The organism is Anaerolinea thermolimosa (genome assembly GCF_001050195.2).
In the GTDB taxonomy this organism is placed as follows: Bacteria; Chloroflexota; Anaerolineae; order Anaerolineales; family Anaerolineaceae; genus Anaerolinea; species Anaerolinea thermolimosa.
On the sequence record NZ_DF967965.1, the window covers coordinates 72418 to 88708 of the forward strand.

11 protein-coding genes and 1 pseudogene are annotated in these 16291 nt (G+C 56.7%); 11 read left to right on the forward strand and 1 reads right to left on the reverse strand.

Going from position 1 to position 16291, the window contains the following annotated elements:
• The first annotated feature begins 38 nt into the window (after positions 1–38).
• The 6 genes and pseudogenes from ATHL_RS00340 to ATHL_RS00365 all read left to right on the forward strand — a co-directional run bounded on the left by ATHL_RS00340 (position 39) and on the right by ATHL_RS00365 (position 7690).
• Positions 39–1067, forward strand: a complete 1029-nt coding sequence (locus tag ATHL_RS00340) for an alcohol dehydrogenase catalytic domain-containing protein (RefSeq protein WP_062188739.1) — start codon at positions 39–41, stop codon at positions 1065–1067.
• Between the two features lie 41 nt (positions 1068–1108).
• Positions 1109–2476: an L-arabinose isomerase gene (gene araA, locus ATHL_RS00345; protein WP_084001049.1), complete on the forward strand. Its 1368-nt coding sequence runs from the start codon at positions 1109–1111 to the stop codon at positions 2474–2476.
• Positions 2472–3164: pseudogene (locus tag ATHL_RS00350) on the forward strand (L-arabinose isomerase family protein); the annotation flags it as partial. The gene araA and the pseudogene ATHL_RS00350, both read left to right, overlap by 5 nt.
• Positions 3165–3240: 76 nt before the next feature.
• Positions 3241–5634 (forward strand): TIM-barrel domain-containing protein, encoded by a 2394-nt coding sequence (locus ATHL_RS00355; protein WP_062188740.1) that lies wholly within the window; start codon positions 3241–3243, stop codon positions 5632–5634.
• An 85-nt stretch (positions 5635–5719) separates the two neighbouring features.
• A complete protein-coding gene (locus tag ATHL_RS00360) occupies positions 5720–6853 on the forward strand; it encodes a uroporphyrinogen decarboxylase/cobalamine-independent methonine synthase family protein (protein WP_062188741.1) in 1134 nt (377 codons plus the stop codon).
• 21 nt (positions 6854–6874) lie between these two features.
• Complete coding sequence (locus ATHL_RS00365; protein WP_062188742.1) at positions 6875–7690, forward strand: ZIP family metal transporter; 816 nt, start codon at positions 6875–6877, stop codon at positions 7688–7690.
• A 16-nt stretch (positions 7691–7706) separates the two neighbouring features.
• On the opposite strand, the gene ATHL_RS00370 is transcribed toward ATHL_RS00365, so the two are convergent.
• Positions 7707–9803, reverse strand: coding sequence for a WD40/YVTN/BNR-like repeat-containing protein (locus ATHL_RS00370; protein ID WP_062188743.1), 2097 nt, complete (start codon positions 9801–9803; stop codon positions 7707–7709).
• A gap of 98 nt (positions 9804–9901) precedes the next feature.
• Between ATHL_RS00370 and ATHL_RS00375 the strand changes: the two genes are divergently transcribed.
• The 5 genes from ATHL_RS00375 to ATHL_RS00395 all read left to right on the forward strand — a co-directional run bounded on the left by ATHL_RS00375 (position 9902) and on the right by ATHL_RS00395 (position 16281).
• Positions 9902–10414 (forward strand): GNAT family N-acetyltransferase, encoded by a 513-nt coding sequence (locus ATHL_RS00375; protein WP_062188744.1) that lies wholly within the window; start codon positions 9902–9904, stop codon positions 10412–10414.
• 177 nt (positions 10415–10591) lie between these two features.
• A complete protein-coding gene (locus tag ATHL_RS00380; protein ID WP_201797914.1) occupies positions 10592–12157 on the forward strand; it encodes a sugar ABC transporter ATP-binding protein in 1566 nt (521 codons plus the stop codon).
• A 3-nt stretch (positions 12158–12160) separates the two neighbouring features.
• Positions 12161–13153: an ABC transporter permease gene (locus ATHL_RS00385; RefSeq protein ID WP_062188745.1), complete on the forward strand. Its 993-nt coding sequence runs from the start codon at positions 12161–12163 to the stop codon at positions 13151–13153.
• A gap of 77 nt (positions 13154–13230) precedes the next feature.
• The gene (locus ATHL_RS00390; RefSeq protein WP_084001051.1) at positions 13231–14205 is read left to right on the forward strand and encodes an ABC transporter substrate-binding protein; all 975 of its coding nucleotides are present in this window, start codon (positions 13231–13233) and stop codon (positions 14203–14205) included.
• A gap of 75 nt (positions 14206–14280) precedes the next feature.
• Positions 14281–16281, forward strand: coding sequence for a LacI family DNA-binding transcriptional regulator (locus ATHL_RS00395; RefSeq protein ID WP_062188746.1), 2001 nt, complete (start codon positions 14281–14283; stop codon positions 16279–16281).
• The last annotated feature ends 10 nt before the right edge of the window (positions 16282–16291 follow it).

Consider the following 16291-nt stretch of genomic DNA (forward strand, 5'->3'; position numbering starts at 1 on the left):
ACCGGGCCTCGCCTGTGTGGAAAGCAGGTGCTGAGAAGATGAAAGCGGTACGGCTGGTAGAGGTGGGAAAGCCTCTTGAATTACACCAGGTGCCCATCCCATCGGTAGGGGAGCATGATGTGCTGGTGCGGGTGCGCGCTGCCGGAATTTGCCATTCGGATGTGCATTATCGCGCCGGGAAATCTCCCGTGTACCCGTTGCCCATGACGCTGGGGCATGAGGTGGCCGGTGTGGTAGAAGCCGTGGGGCGGGAGGTCAGGCGCGTCAGGCCGGGAGACAGGGTGTGTCTTCATTACATGGTGACCTGCGGGAATTGCTTTTACTGCAGTGCCGGCAGTGAGCAGTTCTGTGAAAGCGGGCGGATGATCGGCCATTACACCGATGGTGGTTACGCTGAGTTCATTGCCGTGCCTGAACGCAATGCAGTGCTCCTGCCGGAGGAAATTTCGTTTGAGCAGGGAGCCACACTGATGTGCGCCTCGGCCACTGCCCTGCATGCTTTGCGAAAATCGCGCCTGCGGGGTGGTGAGACGCTGGCAGTTTTTGGTGTGGGCGGACTGGGCTACTCGGCGATTCAGCTGGGACGGGCGTTCGGCGCGCGTGAAGTCTTTGCAGTGGATATCTCGGAGCACAAACTGAGCCTGGCTGAAAAAGTGGGCGCCACGCCGGTGAATGCGGCCCGCACCGACCCCGTCGAAGAGATTCGTCGGCTCACCGGCGGGTATGGGGTGGATGTGGCGCTGGAATTGATTGGCTTGCCCATCACCATGGAGCAGGCATTACGTTCACTGGCGGTTTTCGGGCGGGCGGTGATCGTTGGGATCAGTGACCGTCCCATTTCTGTGGATACATACCGCGAGTTGCTTGGCCCTGAGCGTGAGTTGATTGGCTCAAACGATCATTTGCTTCAGGAACTCCCGTTGTTGATCGAACTGGCACGGCGAGGGGCACTCGACCTTTCGGAGGTGGTGTCGCGCACAATCCCGCTGGAAGCCGGGGCCATCAATGCGGCACTGGATGATCTGGAGCATTTCAGTGAGCATGTACGCACCGTTATCGTCCCTTAAAATCGGCGGTCTCTTCTTTTTCTTAGAACAGGAGGTTTGCCATGATTGATCTGAAGCAATATGAAATCTGGTTTGTCACGGGCAGCCAGAGCCTTTATGGGCCGAAAACCCTTGAACAGGTGGATGCCCATTCGCAGACGATTGCACGTGCTCTGGATCAGGCACCACAAATTCCGGTGCGGGTGGTAGCCAAACCCGTCCTGACGACTCCGGAGTCGATTTATCATCTCTGCCAGGAGGCGAACGCCGCGCCGCTGTGCGTGGGCCTGGTGACCTGGATGCACACATTTTCGCCTGCCAAGATGTGGATCGCCGGGCTGAATGCCCTGCGTAAACCCTTCGCGCACCTGCACACGCAGTTCAACCGCGATATTCCCTGGGATGAGATTGATATGGATTTTATGAATCTCAACCAGTCGGCGCACGGGGACCGCGAGTTTGGGTTCATTGGTTCGCGCCTGCGGCTGGAGCGCAAGGTGATTGTGGGCCACTGGCAGGATGAAGAAGTGCGTGATCGCCTGGGAGCCTGGGCGCGTGCAGCCTGCGGCTGGCATGAGATGCAGGGAATGAAGGTGGCCCGATTTGGTGACAATATGCGCGAGGTGGCCGTTACCGAGGGTGACAAAGTAGAAGCGCAAATTCGCCTCGGTTATTCGGTCAACGGGTATGGCGTAGGCGAGCTGGTGAACTACATTAACCAGGTGAGCGATGCCGAAATTGACCGCCAGCTGAAGGTGTACGAGGAAAGTTATGTGCTGGCTGAGGCGCTGAGAAAGGACGGCAGTCAGCGGGCATCGCTGCGTGAATCGGCGCGCATTGAGCTGGGAATGCGGGCTTTCCTGGAGCAGGGTGGGTTTAAGGCTTTTACCACCACCTTCGAGGATCTCTATGGAATGGCTCAACTACCCGGCCTTGCGGTACAGCGATTGATGGCCGATGGCTACGGCTTTGGGGCAGAAGGCGACTGGAAAACTGCCGCGCTGGTACGGGCGATGAAGGTGATGGCCGCAGGCCTGCCCGGTGGAACTTCCTTTATGGAAGACTACACCTATCATTTCAACCCGGCGGGGATGAAGGTGCTCGGTGCACACATGCTGGAGGTGTGCGCCTCGATTGCCGAGGGGAAGCCCTCTCTGGAGGTTCACCCGCTGTCAATTGGCGGCAAGGCCGACCCCGCACGGCTGGTATTTAACGTAAAGCCAGGTCCGGCAATCAATGCCTCACTGATTGATCTGGGTAATCGTTTCCGCATGATCGTCAACGATGTGGAGGTGGTGCCGCCCGATGCTCCTTTGCCGAAACTGCCCGTGGCGCGGGTGGTGTGGGCGCCAAAACCAAACCTTAAAGTGGCCGCCGCGGCCTGGATTTTAGCGGGTGGTGCACATCATACCAGCTTCAGCCAGGTTTAAGGCTTTTACCACCACCTTCGAGGATCTCTATGGAATGGCTCAACTACCCGGCCTTGCGGTACAGCGATTGATGGCCGATGGCTACGGCTTTGGGGCAGAAGGCGACTGGAAAACTGCCGCGCTGGTACGGGCGATGAAGGTGATGGCCGCAGGCCTGCCCGGTGGAACTTCCTTTATGGAAGACTACACCTATCATTTCAACCCGGCGGGGATGAAGGTGCTCGGTGCACACATGCTGGAGGTGTGCGCCTCGATTGCCGAGGGGAAGCCCTCTCTGGAGGTTCACCCGCTGTCAATTGGCGGCAAGGCCGACCCCGCACGGCTGGTATTTAACGTAAAGCCAGGTCCGGCAATCAATGCCTCACTGATTGATCTGGGTAATCGTTTCCGCATGATCGTCAACGATGTGGAGGTGGTGCCGCCCGATGCTCCTTTGCCGAAACTGCCCGTGGCGCGGGTGGTGTGGGCGCCAAAACCAAACCTTAAAGTGGCCGCCGCGGCCTGGATTTTAGCGGGTGGTGCACATCATACCAGCTTCAGCCAGGCACTTACTGCTGAGCATATCGAAGATTTTACGGCTATGGCAGGGATTGAGTTCCTGCGCATCGGCGAAGATACCCGGCTTGAGGAGTTCAAGAAAGAATTGCGCTGGAATGAGGTGTATTATCACCTCGCCAGAGGGTTTTAAGCGTATCGGGGGCGGGCCTTCCCGCCCCTTTTGCGTCAGCCTGGGGCTGATGGGAGGCTTTTTAAGGAGGGTATTTATGGATCTCCCAACCTATCAGGATGATGATTACCCGCGAAAATTCCTGCAGGGAAAAACGATTTTCCCTGAAGACAGTCGGATTTTTCATCGTGTGGGGTACACCTATGACCACGCGGTACGGATCGCAACAGCCACCATTGAAGAGGGGCGCTTTTTTGCGGGGTTAACCCTTGCTTCGGGGGCACAGGCGGGTTTTTCGGTGGAAGGGATCACTCCGCAGGTACTGCGGCTGCGGTTCTGGCAGGGGCAGCCAGCTTTTGCGGATGCCAGCCCCATGCTGGTGCCGCGAGAAGCCCCGCCCCCACCCCTGCAGGTGAGAGAAGATGAGAAGGCGTGGGAGATTGGCCTGGGAGATTACCGCCTGTGGGTGGCAAAAGCTCCCTTCAGCCTGCTGTTGCTTTCGCCGACAGGAGAACGGATCTTTGAGAGTGAAACCGAGACCCTGGTAGGGCTGCTTACGGCTCCGCCTTTTGGTTTTCGCCGGAGAGAAGGAGAAGATTGGGCCTTCTTGAGCTGGCGGATGAGAAACCAGGATCGCTTTTATGGCCTGGGCGAAAAATTCACCCGTTTTGAGAAGACGGCTACCCGTGCAACGATCTGGGAAGCCGATACCTGCGGTTCTAACACCACAGATCTGAGCTATAAGGCCGTCCCGGTGCTCTTTTCGACCGCTGGCTGGGGGTTGATGCTGCACAGTGCCTATCGTTCTTTCTGGGAGGTGGGGTCCTTTTCCTACGCTACGGGGGCGCTGATGGTGGAGGAGCCGCAATTGGACCTTTACCTGATGCTTGCCCCCACCCTCAAAGAGCTCACGCGCCTCTACACTGACCTGACCGGGAAACCCGCTCTGTTGCCCAGGTGGGCGCTGGGGGTCTGGATGAGCCGCGCGGCTTACCCGAACCGCAAGGTCATGACCGCAGTGGCCGAGCGTTTGCGCGCCGAATCTATTCCCTGCGACGTGTTCTCGGTAGACCCCACCTGGATGAAAAAGGGGTATTACAACGAAATCGGCGTGGAAGTGTGTGACTTTTCGTGGAATACAGCCGGATGGGGTGAGCCGGAAGACTTCTTCTCTGACTTCGCCGCCCGGGGTTTCAACATTTGCCTGTGGATTAACCCCTACCTGCCTCACGACAGCCCACGATTTGCTGAAGCCCGTGACCGGGGATTCCTTGTTAAAGATTCTCACGGGGGAATTTCGGGGCTGGAACTGGGATTGCAGGCGGGGATTGTGGACTTTACCAACCCCGAGGCGAAAGCCTGGTGGCAGGGGTGGCTCAAAGACCTGCTCCGCCGGGGAGCCTCGGCCTTCAAAGTGGATTTCGGAGATCGTATCCCTGAGGATGCGGTATTTTTCAACGGGAAGAGCGGGCGAGAGATGCATAATCTCTATGTCCATCTTTATGCCGAGACGGTTTTTGAGGCAGTGAGAGCGGTAAAGGGGCAGGGAGTGATCTGGCGCAGGCCGGGGTACATTGGCAGTCAGCGTTACCCGGGATCGTGGGCCGGTGATACTCAGGTAACCTGGGAAGGAATGCGTGGCGCACTGCGGGGAGGGCTTTCAGCGGCGTTCACCGGTGAGGCTTTCTGGAGTCATGATACAGGCGGTTTTGTGGGGGCGCGACCCTCTGAAGAACTGTATATCCGCTGGGCACAGTTTGGACTGCTTTCGCCGCTGGCTCGGTTCCATGGCACGACGCCGCGTGAACCATGGGAATTTGGCCCCACTGCCCTGAAAGTAGTGCGTGATTATGCCCGTCTGCGGTATTCCCTTATGCCTTATCTGCTGGCACAGGCATGGGAAGCCGCTTCAGATGGAATGCCCATCTTGCGCCCGATGGTCTTTGAGTTTCAGGGAGAACCCGGCGTAGATTCCATCGATGATCAGTACTTGCTGGGCTCTGATTTGCTGGTGGCACCGGTCTTTCAGGAAGGCGCACGAGAACGGGTGGTGTACTTTCCGCGGGGGGTCTGGAGGCAGTTTGAAGATCCGGGGGTGTGCTTTGAGGGACCGGGGTACCACCGTGTGCCCGCCCCCCTCGAACGGGTGCCGCTCTTTGTGCGCCAGGGGGCGTTGATTCCACGCTATGCCGAAGTTCCTCAACACCTCAAGGGCACGCCGCCTTCACGCTGGGAGGTTGATCTTTACCCCGGTGACGAAACACGTACGCTGGTGATTCCGGAGGATGGGGGTGAGGTGAGGTTGCGTTCGGTCACCGGCGCGGGGCAGATTCATTTTCAGGTAAGCCCTGCTCCGCTTTCAATCATGCTGCGCCTGCCCGGAAGGAAGCTTGCTGCCCGCTCAGGCTGGGAGGAAACGCCAGAGGGGGTGCCAGTTTTACGACTCGATGCTTCGGCCGGGGTTGATCTTTGGATCGAGATCAACGATTGAGGTCAGTAATCGAAATGAGGGGATTTAAGAGTCTACAACATCCAGAAGAGGTTGTCTGACCAGGTCCTATAAGCAGGAGGCAAAAATGGTTGAGCTCACGAAGAAGGAACGATTGATGCGACAGGTGCGGGGGTTAGAAGTCGATCGTGTGCCTACCATTGGAGGCTGGATCGGCGGTGGCCGGGTGCTGGCGCGGATTGCGGGGATGGATGAAAGGGAGTATCTGGCTGACCCGGAGCGCGCTGTCATTGCGGCCCACCAGGCCCTGGATGTGGACGGTATGGTACAGCCGGTCATTCCGCTGGGGTTGGATCAGATCCGCACCGGGCTGGTACAGGAGGAAAGCTTCAGGGGGGTGGAACCGGAAGAAGTGCTGGAGCTGGCAGAGATGTACCCGGATTCGGAGAAGGAAATCCTTGCCACGTTCGATGCTGTCGCTGCCGAAGAACGCTACCGCGATTATTTTGAACGTGCCTTTCAGAATTGGGGAGGCATCCAGCCGGTGCCGAACTTCTGGGAAATGGGGGGGCATTTTCCTTTGTATACCGAAGTGGGCTATACGGCCTTCTGGACGGCCTGTGCGCTTTACCCGGAAGCTGTAGGAAAGATTTACTGGGCGCGGGCGGTACAATCACGTGAACGGGCGAAAATTCTGGTTAAACTCTACCGGGAATATGATCTGGTTCCGATCATGTTCTGTGGAGAAGATCTGTGCAACAACAGCGGGCCGATGGTTTCACCGACTTTTCTGCGACGCTATTACTTCCCAACGGTCAGGATGATTGTCGAGCCGCTGGTGGATGCCGGTGTGCGCCTGGTGCATCATTGCGATGGCGATGTGCGCCCACTGCTCTCAGATTTTATAGAGATTGGATTTAGCGGATTGCAGGGATTTCAGTACGAACTTGGGATTGATCTGTGCGAGCTGCGTGGTTTACGCAGCCGCATGGGAGAAGAATTGCTCTTATTCACGGGGTTGAGCGTTTCACGTACGCTGCCGTTTGGAACGCTGGAAGATGTGCGGGAGGAGATTGATTACTTCCTGGATTGCACGGATGGCGGCAGGGGAATGTTTCTTTTTACCAGTAATGTGACCGGTGTTGAGACGCCTCCCGAAAACCTGGTGGAAGCTTACCGCTATGTGCGCACCCGTAAGCCAGGTGTGCTGGGGAACCCCCCCAGGCGGGAGTGGCCGTGGAGGGTGAAACACGGGGAGTGACCGGTCAGGAGAGAGAGGAAAATGGTATTCGAAGGATTTGCATCGTTGAACCCTGTTTTACAGGCCCTGCTGGGCACCCTTTTTACCTGGGGTGTGACGGCCCTGGGGGCGGCAGGTGTGTTTTTCTTCAAGAGTATTCGCCAGCGGGTGCTCAATTCCATGCTCGGTTTTGCCGCCGGGGTAATGATTGCCGCAAGTTTCTGGTCGTTGCTGGCCCCGGCGATACAGATGGCCGAAGAGAGCGGTGGGCCAGCCTGGATGCCAGCGGTGGTCGGGTTCTTACTCGGCGGGGTGTTTTTGTGGGTGGTGGATCGGCTTCTGCCGCACCTGCATATCGGGATGGCACTTGACCAGGCTGAAGGGATCAAGACGCGCTGGCAACGCAGTGTTTTACTGGTGCTGGCTATCACGCTCCATAACATTCCAGAGGGGCTGGCGGTGGGTGTGGCCTTCGGGGCAGTGGCCGCCGGTTTGCCTGCGGCCACCCTGGCCGGAGCTTTGGCGCTGGCACTCGGAATTGGTATTCAAAACTTCCCGGAAGGGGCGGCGGTATCGATCCCGTTACGCCGCGAAGGCATGAGCCGCTGGAAGAGCTTCCTCTACGGGCAGGCTTCGGGCATGGTGGAGCCGGTGGCGGGGGTGCTGGGAGCGGCGCTGGTGTTGCTCATCCGCCCGATTCTTCCCTATGCCCTGGCATTTGCGGCGGGAGCGATGATCTATGTGGTGGTGGAGGAGATCATCCCTGAGGCACAGCAGGAGAAGGATACTCATGCGGCTACCTTCGGGGCTATGCTCGGGTTTGCCCTGATGATGCTTCTGGACGTTGCGCTGGGTTAACAACCCGCCCGTGTATTTACTGGAAGAAAGCGCGAAACACCCCGGAAGAGGCCGTACAGTAGTACACATAGTGTGGGTTATTGGGGTCAACCACGATGGCTTTGATTCCCAGCCATTCCAACCCGGCCGGGCCGGGGTTCCAGGTGTTGCCGCCATCGGTAGAGAAGTAGGCCCCGCTGTTGGAACCGGCAAAGATCCACCCTGGCCGTGAGGGGTGGGGAGTGATTGCCGTGACCACTACACCGCTCAGACCGCGTAAGCTCCATTCACCGTTGCCAGTTTTGCTGAAGACCCCTTTGCTGGTAGCTGCGAAGAGAGTGCCCGGGTCATCGGGGGAGAAGGCCAGCGTGTAAGGGATAGCCCCTGGCAGGCTGGTATCTACCCAGGAGGCCCCGGCATTTTCGCTTAACTTAACCGTTCCGCTGACGCTGGTAGCCGCGAAGACCCGGCTGGGATTGGCTGGGTCTACCGCCAGCCCCCACACTGTTTGCCCTCCAAGCCCTGCCGCTGACCATGTGCTCCCGCCATCGGTACTGCGGTACACGCCGTTCCCGCCACTGCCAAGGTAAGCGATGTTGCTGCTGGAGGGGGCAAATGCCATCGAGAGCAGCGCACCGCCGGGTACAGCCTGGGGCTGGAGGAGCAGATCGGTTTCGTCGGGCGGGAGAAGTTCCTGAATCTCGTTCCTTGGGCTGAGCGGATGGGCGGCTATTTCACCTGCGGGGGTGGGCGGTACTTCCTGCAATTTGGACCAGGTCGTTTCGGTGTTCAGATTGATGCGATATAGTCCGCTGGCCTGAGTGAGAGCAAAGAGCAGGCGTGGGTTCTGGGGATGTTGCAGCAGAAGATTCACAGTATCTGCCGGGAGGCTGCTACCCACCGGTGCCCACGAAGCGCCCAGGTTGGTGGTGCGTAATACACCCTGGGCGCCGATGATCAGGCTGGCCGGGTCGCCGGGAAAGCCCACCAGCGAAGAGACGCCGATCTGCGAAAGCCCCTGGTAGCTGGCGGCCCAGGAATTACCTCCATCGGTGCTACGGTATAACCCGTTGCTGACAAGCCCGGCATAGATCAGGTTGCTGTTGGCCGGGTTGACCGCTACGCTGTAAACCCACTGGTTCCCGAACCCGACGGAGCTCCAGCTTTCTCCGCTGTTGGTCGAGCGCAAGACCCCTCCAGAAAAAGTGGCGGCAAACAGACGGTTGGGGTTGTTTGGATCGATCGCCAGCCCCATGCTGTAAATTTTGCTGTCGATGATGCCATCGGTAATCAGTCGCCACAGGTTGGCATCGGTCGTGGTTTTGAACAGCCCGCTGCGATGCCAGACGCCGTAAAATGCGGTGCTCGGGTTGCGGTAGCGCGGATCAAACACCACTGCCCGGCCAGAAAAGTCGGTGATGCCATTGTTTGCAGCGCTCCAGCTATCGCCGTAATTCAGGCTACGGTAGACTCCGTATTCGTGGGCTGCGGCAAGGATGAAGTTGGGATCTCGTGGGAGGACAGCCAGTGAATAAACCCAATCCTGCTGGTTTGCTCCGCCAATGTTCTGCAAGACCGCGCGCCAGCTGGCCCCGCCATTTTCACTTTTATAGACGATACCGCTCCATGGCGGGTTGCCACGGCTCATGGCACGCGTGGCTGCGTAAAGGCGGTTTGGGTTTTCGGGGTCGATGGCAATAGCGTACACGATGGCTCCACCCTGCAGCCCGTTGCTGGCCTGAACCCAGGATGCCCCGCCATCGGTGGATTTGAAGATCCCATCTCCATAGGTGCCCGCATAGACGTTAAGCCCGTTGCGAGGGTCAACGGCCATCGAATTGATATAAAGGTTCCATAAACCGCTCCGTGCGGGTGACCAGCTGACCCCGGCATCGGTGCTTTTGTAGACCCCTGCTCCCCAGGTGCCAGCATAGATGACCGACCCGTTGGTTGGGTCCGGGGTAATGACCACAACACTGCCGCCGAAAGGTCCCATCCAGAGGGGTGGCTCACTGCGCATGATCACTGGCAGGTAAGCCTGGAAGGGTGGTGGATCGGCCTGAGTGGAGGTCGGGGGAGCACTCAGCAGGAGAAGAAGCAGGAGAAAACCAGTGGAAAAGCGGAATCGGAGCATAGGCAGGGTTGACCCGGGTAGTAAAATAAGGATAGAAGGAATGATGCAAGGAGTGTACCAGAATTCCGGGCTTAAATTGGGGAGAGGACGCAAAACCTATGGAAATTGAACTGCGAGGGGCAGAGATCAATGACAAGCCGGTGTTACGTAATCTGTTCGAACTTTATCAGTATGATTTCAGCGAATATGAGAACAGCGATGTAGACGAACATGGTCTGTATGGCTACCGTTATCTGGATCATTACTGGACAGAACCAGGGCGTTACCCGTTTTTAATCCGGGTAGATGGCCGCCTGGCGGGGTTTGTTCTGGTGCGCGAGCTTCATGAGGGGCATGGCAGCCCCACTCATTCGATTGCTGAGTTCTTTGTGATGCGTAAATACCGCCGCAGGGGGGTGGGGCGAGAGGTAGCGCGAAGGATCTTTGATCAGTTTCCGGGGCGGTGGCGGGTGGCGATCGAAAAGAACAACCTGCCAGCTCAGTCGTTCTGGCACAGGGTGATCGAGGAATATACCGGGGGAGATTTTGAGGAAATGCGCCTGGAGGGGGAAGAATGGAGCGGGGTGGTATATGTCTTCCGTACCGAAGGCGGTGCGGGCAGGTTTGAGTAAGGGGTCCGTCCCTTCTTTTTTTTACATTATGCCCCGATAAATTGGTCACAAAAGTACTTGAATCGGGTTGATGAAATCGATACAATGTAATCGTTACCGTTTAATCCTTTTCATAAAAGGGTGAACGGGTTTTCAGATCTACCTTATTCAAATTCACCAGAGGGTTACAGTTTGAATATGCCGGATAAAAACCCGGAAGATTATCTGGTGCTCATGCAGGGCATTGACAAGCATTTTCCAGGTGTGCATGCCCTGAATCAGTGCCGCTTCGACCTGAAGCGTGGAGAGGTACATGCTCTCGTGGGCGAGAACGGCGCGGGAAAATCTACGCTGATGAAAGTCCTGGCGGGGGTTTACAAAAAGGATGCTGGCAGGATATTCGTCCGGGGGCAAGAAGTGGAGATTCCCAATCCGCGGGCCGCGATAGACCTGGGGATCAGCACCATTCATCAGGAACTCAACCTTATTCCCCACCTGACGGTGGCGCAAAACATTTTTATTGGGCGTGAGCCGAGGCAAAAGATTCGCTTCTTGCTGGATGATAAAGCGATCAATGAGAAGGCCCAGCAGGTATTCGATATGATGCATTTGAAGCTTGAGCCAGGCACCCTGGTGGCGAATCTGACGGTGGCCAAGCAACAAATGGTAGAAATTGCCAAGGCGCTTTCTCTGAATGCTGAAGTGCTCATTATGGATGAGCCTACTGCGGCCCTTACCGAGGCAGAAATTGAAGAGCTCTTCCGAATCATCCGCAAACTGCGAGAGCAGGGAGTTGGGGTGATCTACATCTCTCATCGCCTGGAGGAGCTCAAGCAGATCTCCGACCGGGTCACGGTGATGCGGGATGGACATACCATTGATACGGTGAATACACAGGATGCCACCATTGATCAGATTATCAGTATGATGGTGGGCCGCACCATTTATGAAGCTGCTCCTGATGTGCCGGAACATCAGGAGGAAGAAGTGGTGCTTGAAGTGAGGAATCTTAGCCGCGGGAATGTGATTAAAGATGTCAGCTTTAAGCTAAAGAAAGGTGAAATCCTGGGGTTTGCCGGTCTGATGGGTGCGGGGCGTACCGAAGTGGCGAGGGCCATTTTTGGAGCTGACCCGGTGGATTCAGGGGAGATTTATGTGCATGGGCGGAAGGCGGTCATTCGAAGCCCCAAGGACGCCGTGAAGTATGGCATTGGATATCTTTCGGAAGACCGGAAACGCTTTGGCCTTACCCTGGACCTGGATGTGGAAAATAACATGGTGCTGGCCACTTTCCGAAAGTTTATGGGAGCCCTGGGCTGGGTGAACGACTCAAAGATCCATCAAACGGCCAACCATTATGTGCAGGCCCTTTCCATTAAAACCCCCAGTGTGCAGCAGAAGGCGCGCTATCTCTCCGGAGGGAACCAGCAAAAAGTGGTTATCGGAAAGTGGCTCACCTGCGATACCGATATTTTGATCTTCGACGAACCCACCCGCGGGATTGACGTGGGGGCGAAGAGTGAAATTTACCGACTGCTCAACGAACTGGCTCACCAGGGCAAGTCGATCATCATGATTTCTTCGGAATTGCCGGAAATTTTAAGAATGAGTCACCGTATTGTGGTCATGTGTGAAGGCCGGATCACCGGCGAGTTGAGCAGTGCTGAAGCCACACAGGAGAAAATCATGAAACTGGCCACTCAGCGCGGTGTCGTCATGCGAGACAATGGCGTGGCCTTACCCCAGAACAATGGAGTTGTCTAATCCATGATCCACAGTTTGCTGGCACGCGGGAGTTCTATTTTTCGTTCGTCTGCGATGCAGAGAGTGTTAGCCTTTGGAGGGTTGATTGTCCTGTTTGTGGGGTTCTCTCTGGCATCGCCCAACTTCTTCAATTTTGAGAATATCAAAGGTATTCTTCTGGCAACTGCAGTGAATGGTGTCCTGGCGCTTGGTTCAACCTTTGTGATCATCACCGCAGGGATTGACCTTTCCGTGGGTACGGTGATGACGTTTTCGGCAGTGATGACCGGCGTCTTTATTACTTTCTGGCATTTACCTGTACCGCTGGGGGTGCTGGCGGGGCTTTCGGCGGGAGCTCTGTGCGGATTTCTCAATGGCACCATGGTTTCACGCATGCGGTTGCCGCCTTTCGTGGCTACACTGGGGATGCTTTATGCTACCAAGGGGCTTTCGCTGGTTATTTCGGGGCTGAAACCCATTTACTTCACTGACACCCCCGAATTTGCCACGATTTCGATGGGATCGATTCTTGGGATGATTATTCCGGGGTTTGATATCCCTAACGCCGTCCTGATTCTCTTCGGTGCCGCCATTCTGGCGAATTTGATTCTCACCAAAACGGTCATTGGCCGTTATACCTTTGCCATTGGCAGCAATGAAGAGGCCACGCGGCTTTCGGGTGTGAATGTTAATGCCTGGAAAACCGTGATTTATACCATGTGTGGCATCTTTGCCGGTTTAGGGGGAGTGTTGATGGGGGCGCGTCTGAATTCGGCCCAGCCAGCGCTCGGGGCCGGGTATGAACTGGATGCTATTGCCGCGGCAGTGATCGGTGGCACATCGTTGAAAGGTGGCGAGGGGACCATTGTGGGAACCATCATCGGGGCTTTTGTGATCAGCACGTTGGCTAACGGGTTACGTATTCTCTCGGTTCCCCAGGAGTGGCAGATTGTAGTCACAGGGGCGATTCTGGTCATGGCGGTGTACATGGATAATCTGCGCCGCCGCAAGGAGTGAAGCTTCCTGTTCTTCGGTTAAGCGCTCTTTTCGGAGCTTAACAGCCAACCAACTATTTTGTTGAGAGGAGGATTGTTATGAACAGATCGAAGTGGGTTTATGTTTTGATCGCCCTGCTGGTGGGTGCACTGGTGGTGAGCGCCTGTGCTCCTGCCGCGACCCCAACACAGTCTGCGGCGAAAAAGCCGTATATCGCGATCATCTCCAAGGGGTTCCAGCATCAGTTCTGGCAGGCGGTCAAGGCGGGCGCTGAGAAGGCTGCAGCAGAATTCAACGTGGAAATCACGTTTGAAGGACCGGAAAGCGAAGCCATGGTTGATAAGCAGATGGAAATGCTTCAAACTGCCATCGATAAAAAACCGGCTGCCATTTGTCTGGCAGCGGTTGATAGCAAAGCGGCTATCCCTCTGCTGGAGAAGGCCAAGGCAGCCAATATTCCTATCATTGGCTTTGACTCCGGTGTGGATAGCGACATTCCTCTGACCACCGCGGCCACCGACAACATTGCCGCCGCTGCTCTGGCCGCCGATAAAATGGCTGAGCTCATTGGTGGTGAGGGCGAAGTGGCTGTGATTGCTCACGACCAGACCAGCCGAACCGGGATTGATCGGGTGAAGGGCTTTACCGATCAGATCAAAGCGAAATATCCCAAGATCACCATTGTGGATATTCAATACGGCGGTGGTGATCAGCTGAAATCCACTGATATTGCCAAAGCCATCATTCAGGCACACCCGAACCTCAAAGGGTTCTTTGGGGCGAATGAGGGTTCGATCATTGGTGTTCTGAACGCCGTGAAAGAGTTGAAGAAGGAAGGCCAGATTGTGGTGATCGGGTATGACTCCGGTCAGCAGCAGATCGATGCCATCCGCAGTGGTGTTGAGGCGGGGGCGATCACCCAGGATCCCATCGGGATCGGGTATAAATGCGTCGAAGCCGCAGTCAAGGCGATAAAAGGCGAGACCCTCCCCAAGACCATTGATACCGGCTTCCACTGGTACGACAAGAACAACATCGACTCCGAACAGATTAAACCGTTGCTCTACAAGTAGCCTGTTGTCCCTGATTTGACGTTTCTTCGGTGGGGGCTGCCTTTCTGGTGCAGGGCAGCCCCCTTTATAAAAATCATGGTTACGATTCACGATGTTGCACAGAGAGCGGGCGTTTCTCCGGTGACGGTGTCACGGGTGATTAACGGCGTGGCCAATGTCAACCCTGAAACGCGCGCGCGGGTTGAAAGGGCGATCCGCGAGCTGGGTTACCTGCCCAACCGTGCCGCCCGCAGCCTGCGCGTGCGTCAGACGCACACCCTGGCCCTGCTGGTGCCCGATATTACCAATGCTTTCTGGACGACGGTAGCGCGTGGGGTAGAAGACGCGGCGCAAACACGAGGGTATTCCGTGCTTCTCTGCAATACCGATGAAAACCCGGTAAAGCAAAGCAGTTACCTGGAGGCTGTGCTTCAGCAACGGGTAGACGGAGTGGTTCTGGCCCCCTGTGATACTGACCCATCGCGCCTGGCTGCGTTGCAAATTCACCAGACACCGGCAGTTTTAATCGATCGGCGGGTAACCGGCTGGGATGGCGACTGGGTCATCAGTGATTCACTTGGGGCGGCGCGGGCGCTGGTGGATCATCTTGTGCGCCTGGGTCGCAGAGCGATTGCCATGGTCACCGGGCCGCGGGGAGCTTCCACAGCTGAAGACCGGGTTGCGGGGTACAGGCTGGCTCTGCTCTCAGCCGGTTTAGCGTTTGATCCGCGCCTGGTGCGATATGGCGAGTTCCGCGCTCCCTCAGGGCGAGAGCAAACCCACCGGATGCTCGATGAGGGGTTGCGCCCGGATGCCATCCTGGCGGCCAATAACGTGCTGGCGATGGGGGTGTTGGAGGCCTTGAATGAACGGGGCTTGCATGTTCCCCAGGACATTGCGCTGGTTTGTTTTGATGAATTGCCTGACCTGGCAAAGTTCTTCCCGTTTTTAACCGTGGCGGCTCAACCGGCTTACGATATGGGGCTCAATGCTGCTCAACTGTTGCTGAGCCGTATTGATGCCGCCGGGCCGTTGCAACCACGGCAGGTTGTTTTACCGGTTCGGCTGGTATTACGTTATTCCTGCGGGCGCCTCCTTCAGCAAGAAGAAGTGAGCCCCAAAATTCTGGAGAATCGGAGTGAATCGGTCATAGCGCGCCCGCTTTTACGGAACGAAGTCAGCCTTCTGGAATCAGAGGGGGGCGAAGGTCTTCTGGCTTCGGTGCGTTCCTTCCGGCAGGCGGGGCGCTCGCTCCTCTCTCGCGTTCTCTATGGCGAAGCTGTAGAACGGATTCCCTACCTGGAACTGGATTTCCCCGGCCAGGCAACCCTGGAATATGTACTTGAACGTGCCCTGGCTGAAGAAGTGGACGCTCAAAATGTCTCACCGGAGGACTGGCTGGGGTTTGCTTTACGTGCGGGGGTAGATGCCATTCCGTGTCTTTTGTTCTCGCATCGTACCGGAGCGTTACCTCCCGTTTTTGAATGGTTATATCGAATCGAGAAATATATGCGGGCGGCTCAGAACAGCGGGGTGGAGGTGTATCTCAGTCTGCTCGTGCCGGAACAATGCGTGGCACAGCCTTCCGGCAGAGGAGAGGAATGTACGCCGCACCTGGTGACCGCCCTGCGGACAATCTGTGATCGCTTTGCTGAGGATCTTCCGCTGGTCATGCTGCGCGGGCTACCCGGGCATGCTCTGCAGGCAGAGGTACTTGCCGGGTTGATTGCCCCGATGAAAGAACATGCCATTCCGACAGCAGTGGAACTCCCTGTCCAATCGGCGGGTTCTCTCGCCTCTCTGGTGCGGGCGGGTGTCACGGCGGTTGTTGCGGCGGGTTATCCACTGGAAGAGCTGGCGGCTCTCAAACGTGCATGTGGGGAGCAGCTGGTTGTGGTGGGCGGCCCCCTGGCGGTATGGATGCGGGGCTCACGCCGGGAAGTCGAGCAAGTGGTGAAGGATTATTGCACAGCGCTTTCTCCGGGTGGGAGATGTGTATTTTCAATCAGGCAAAGTATCTCCGGGGAGATTGCCCCTGAGCCTTACAGCTGGATGTTGCGAACATTACGGGCTTTTCATGGAGAAAATTCATTTTAACAGGAGGTTC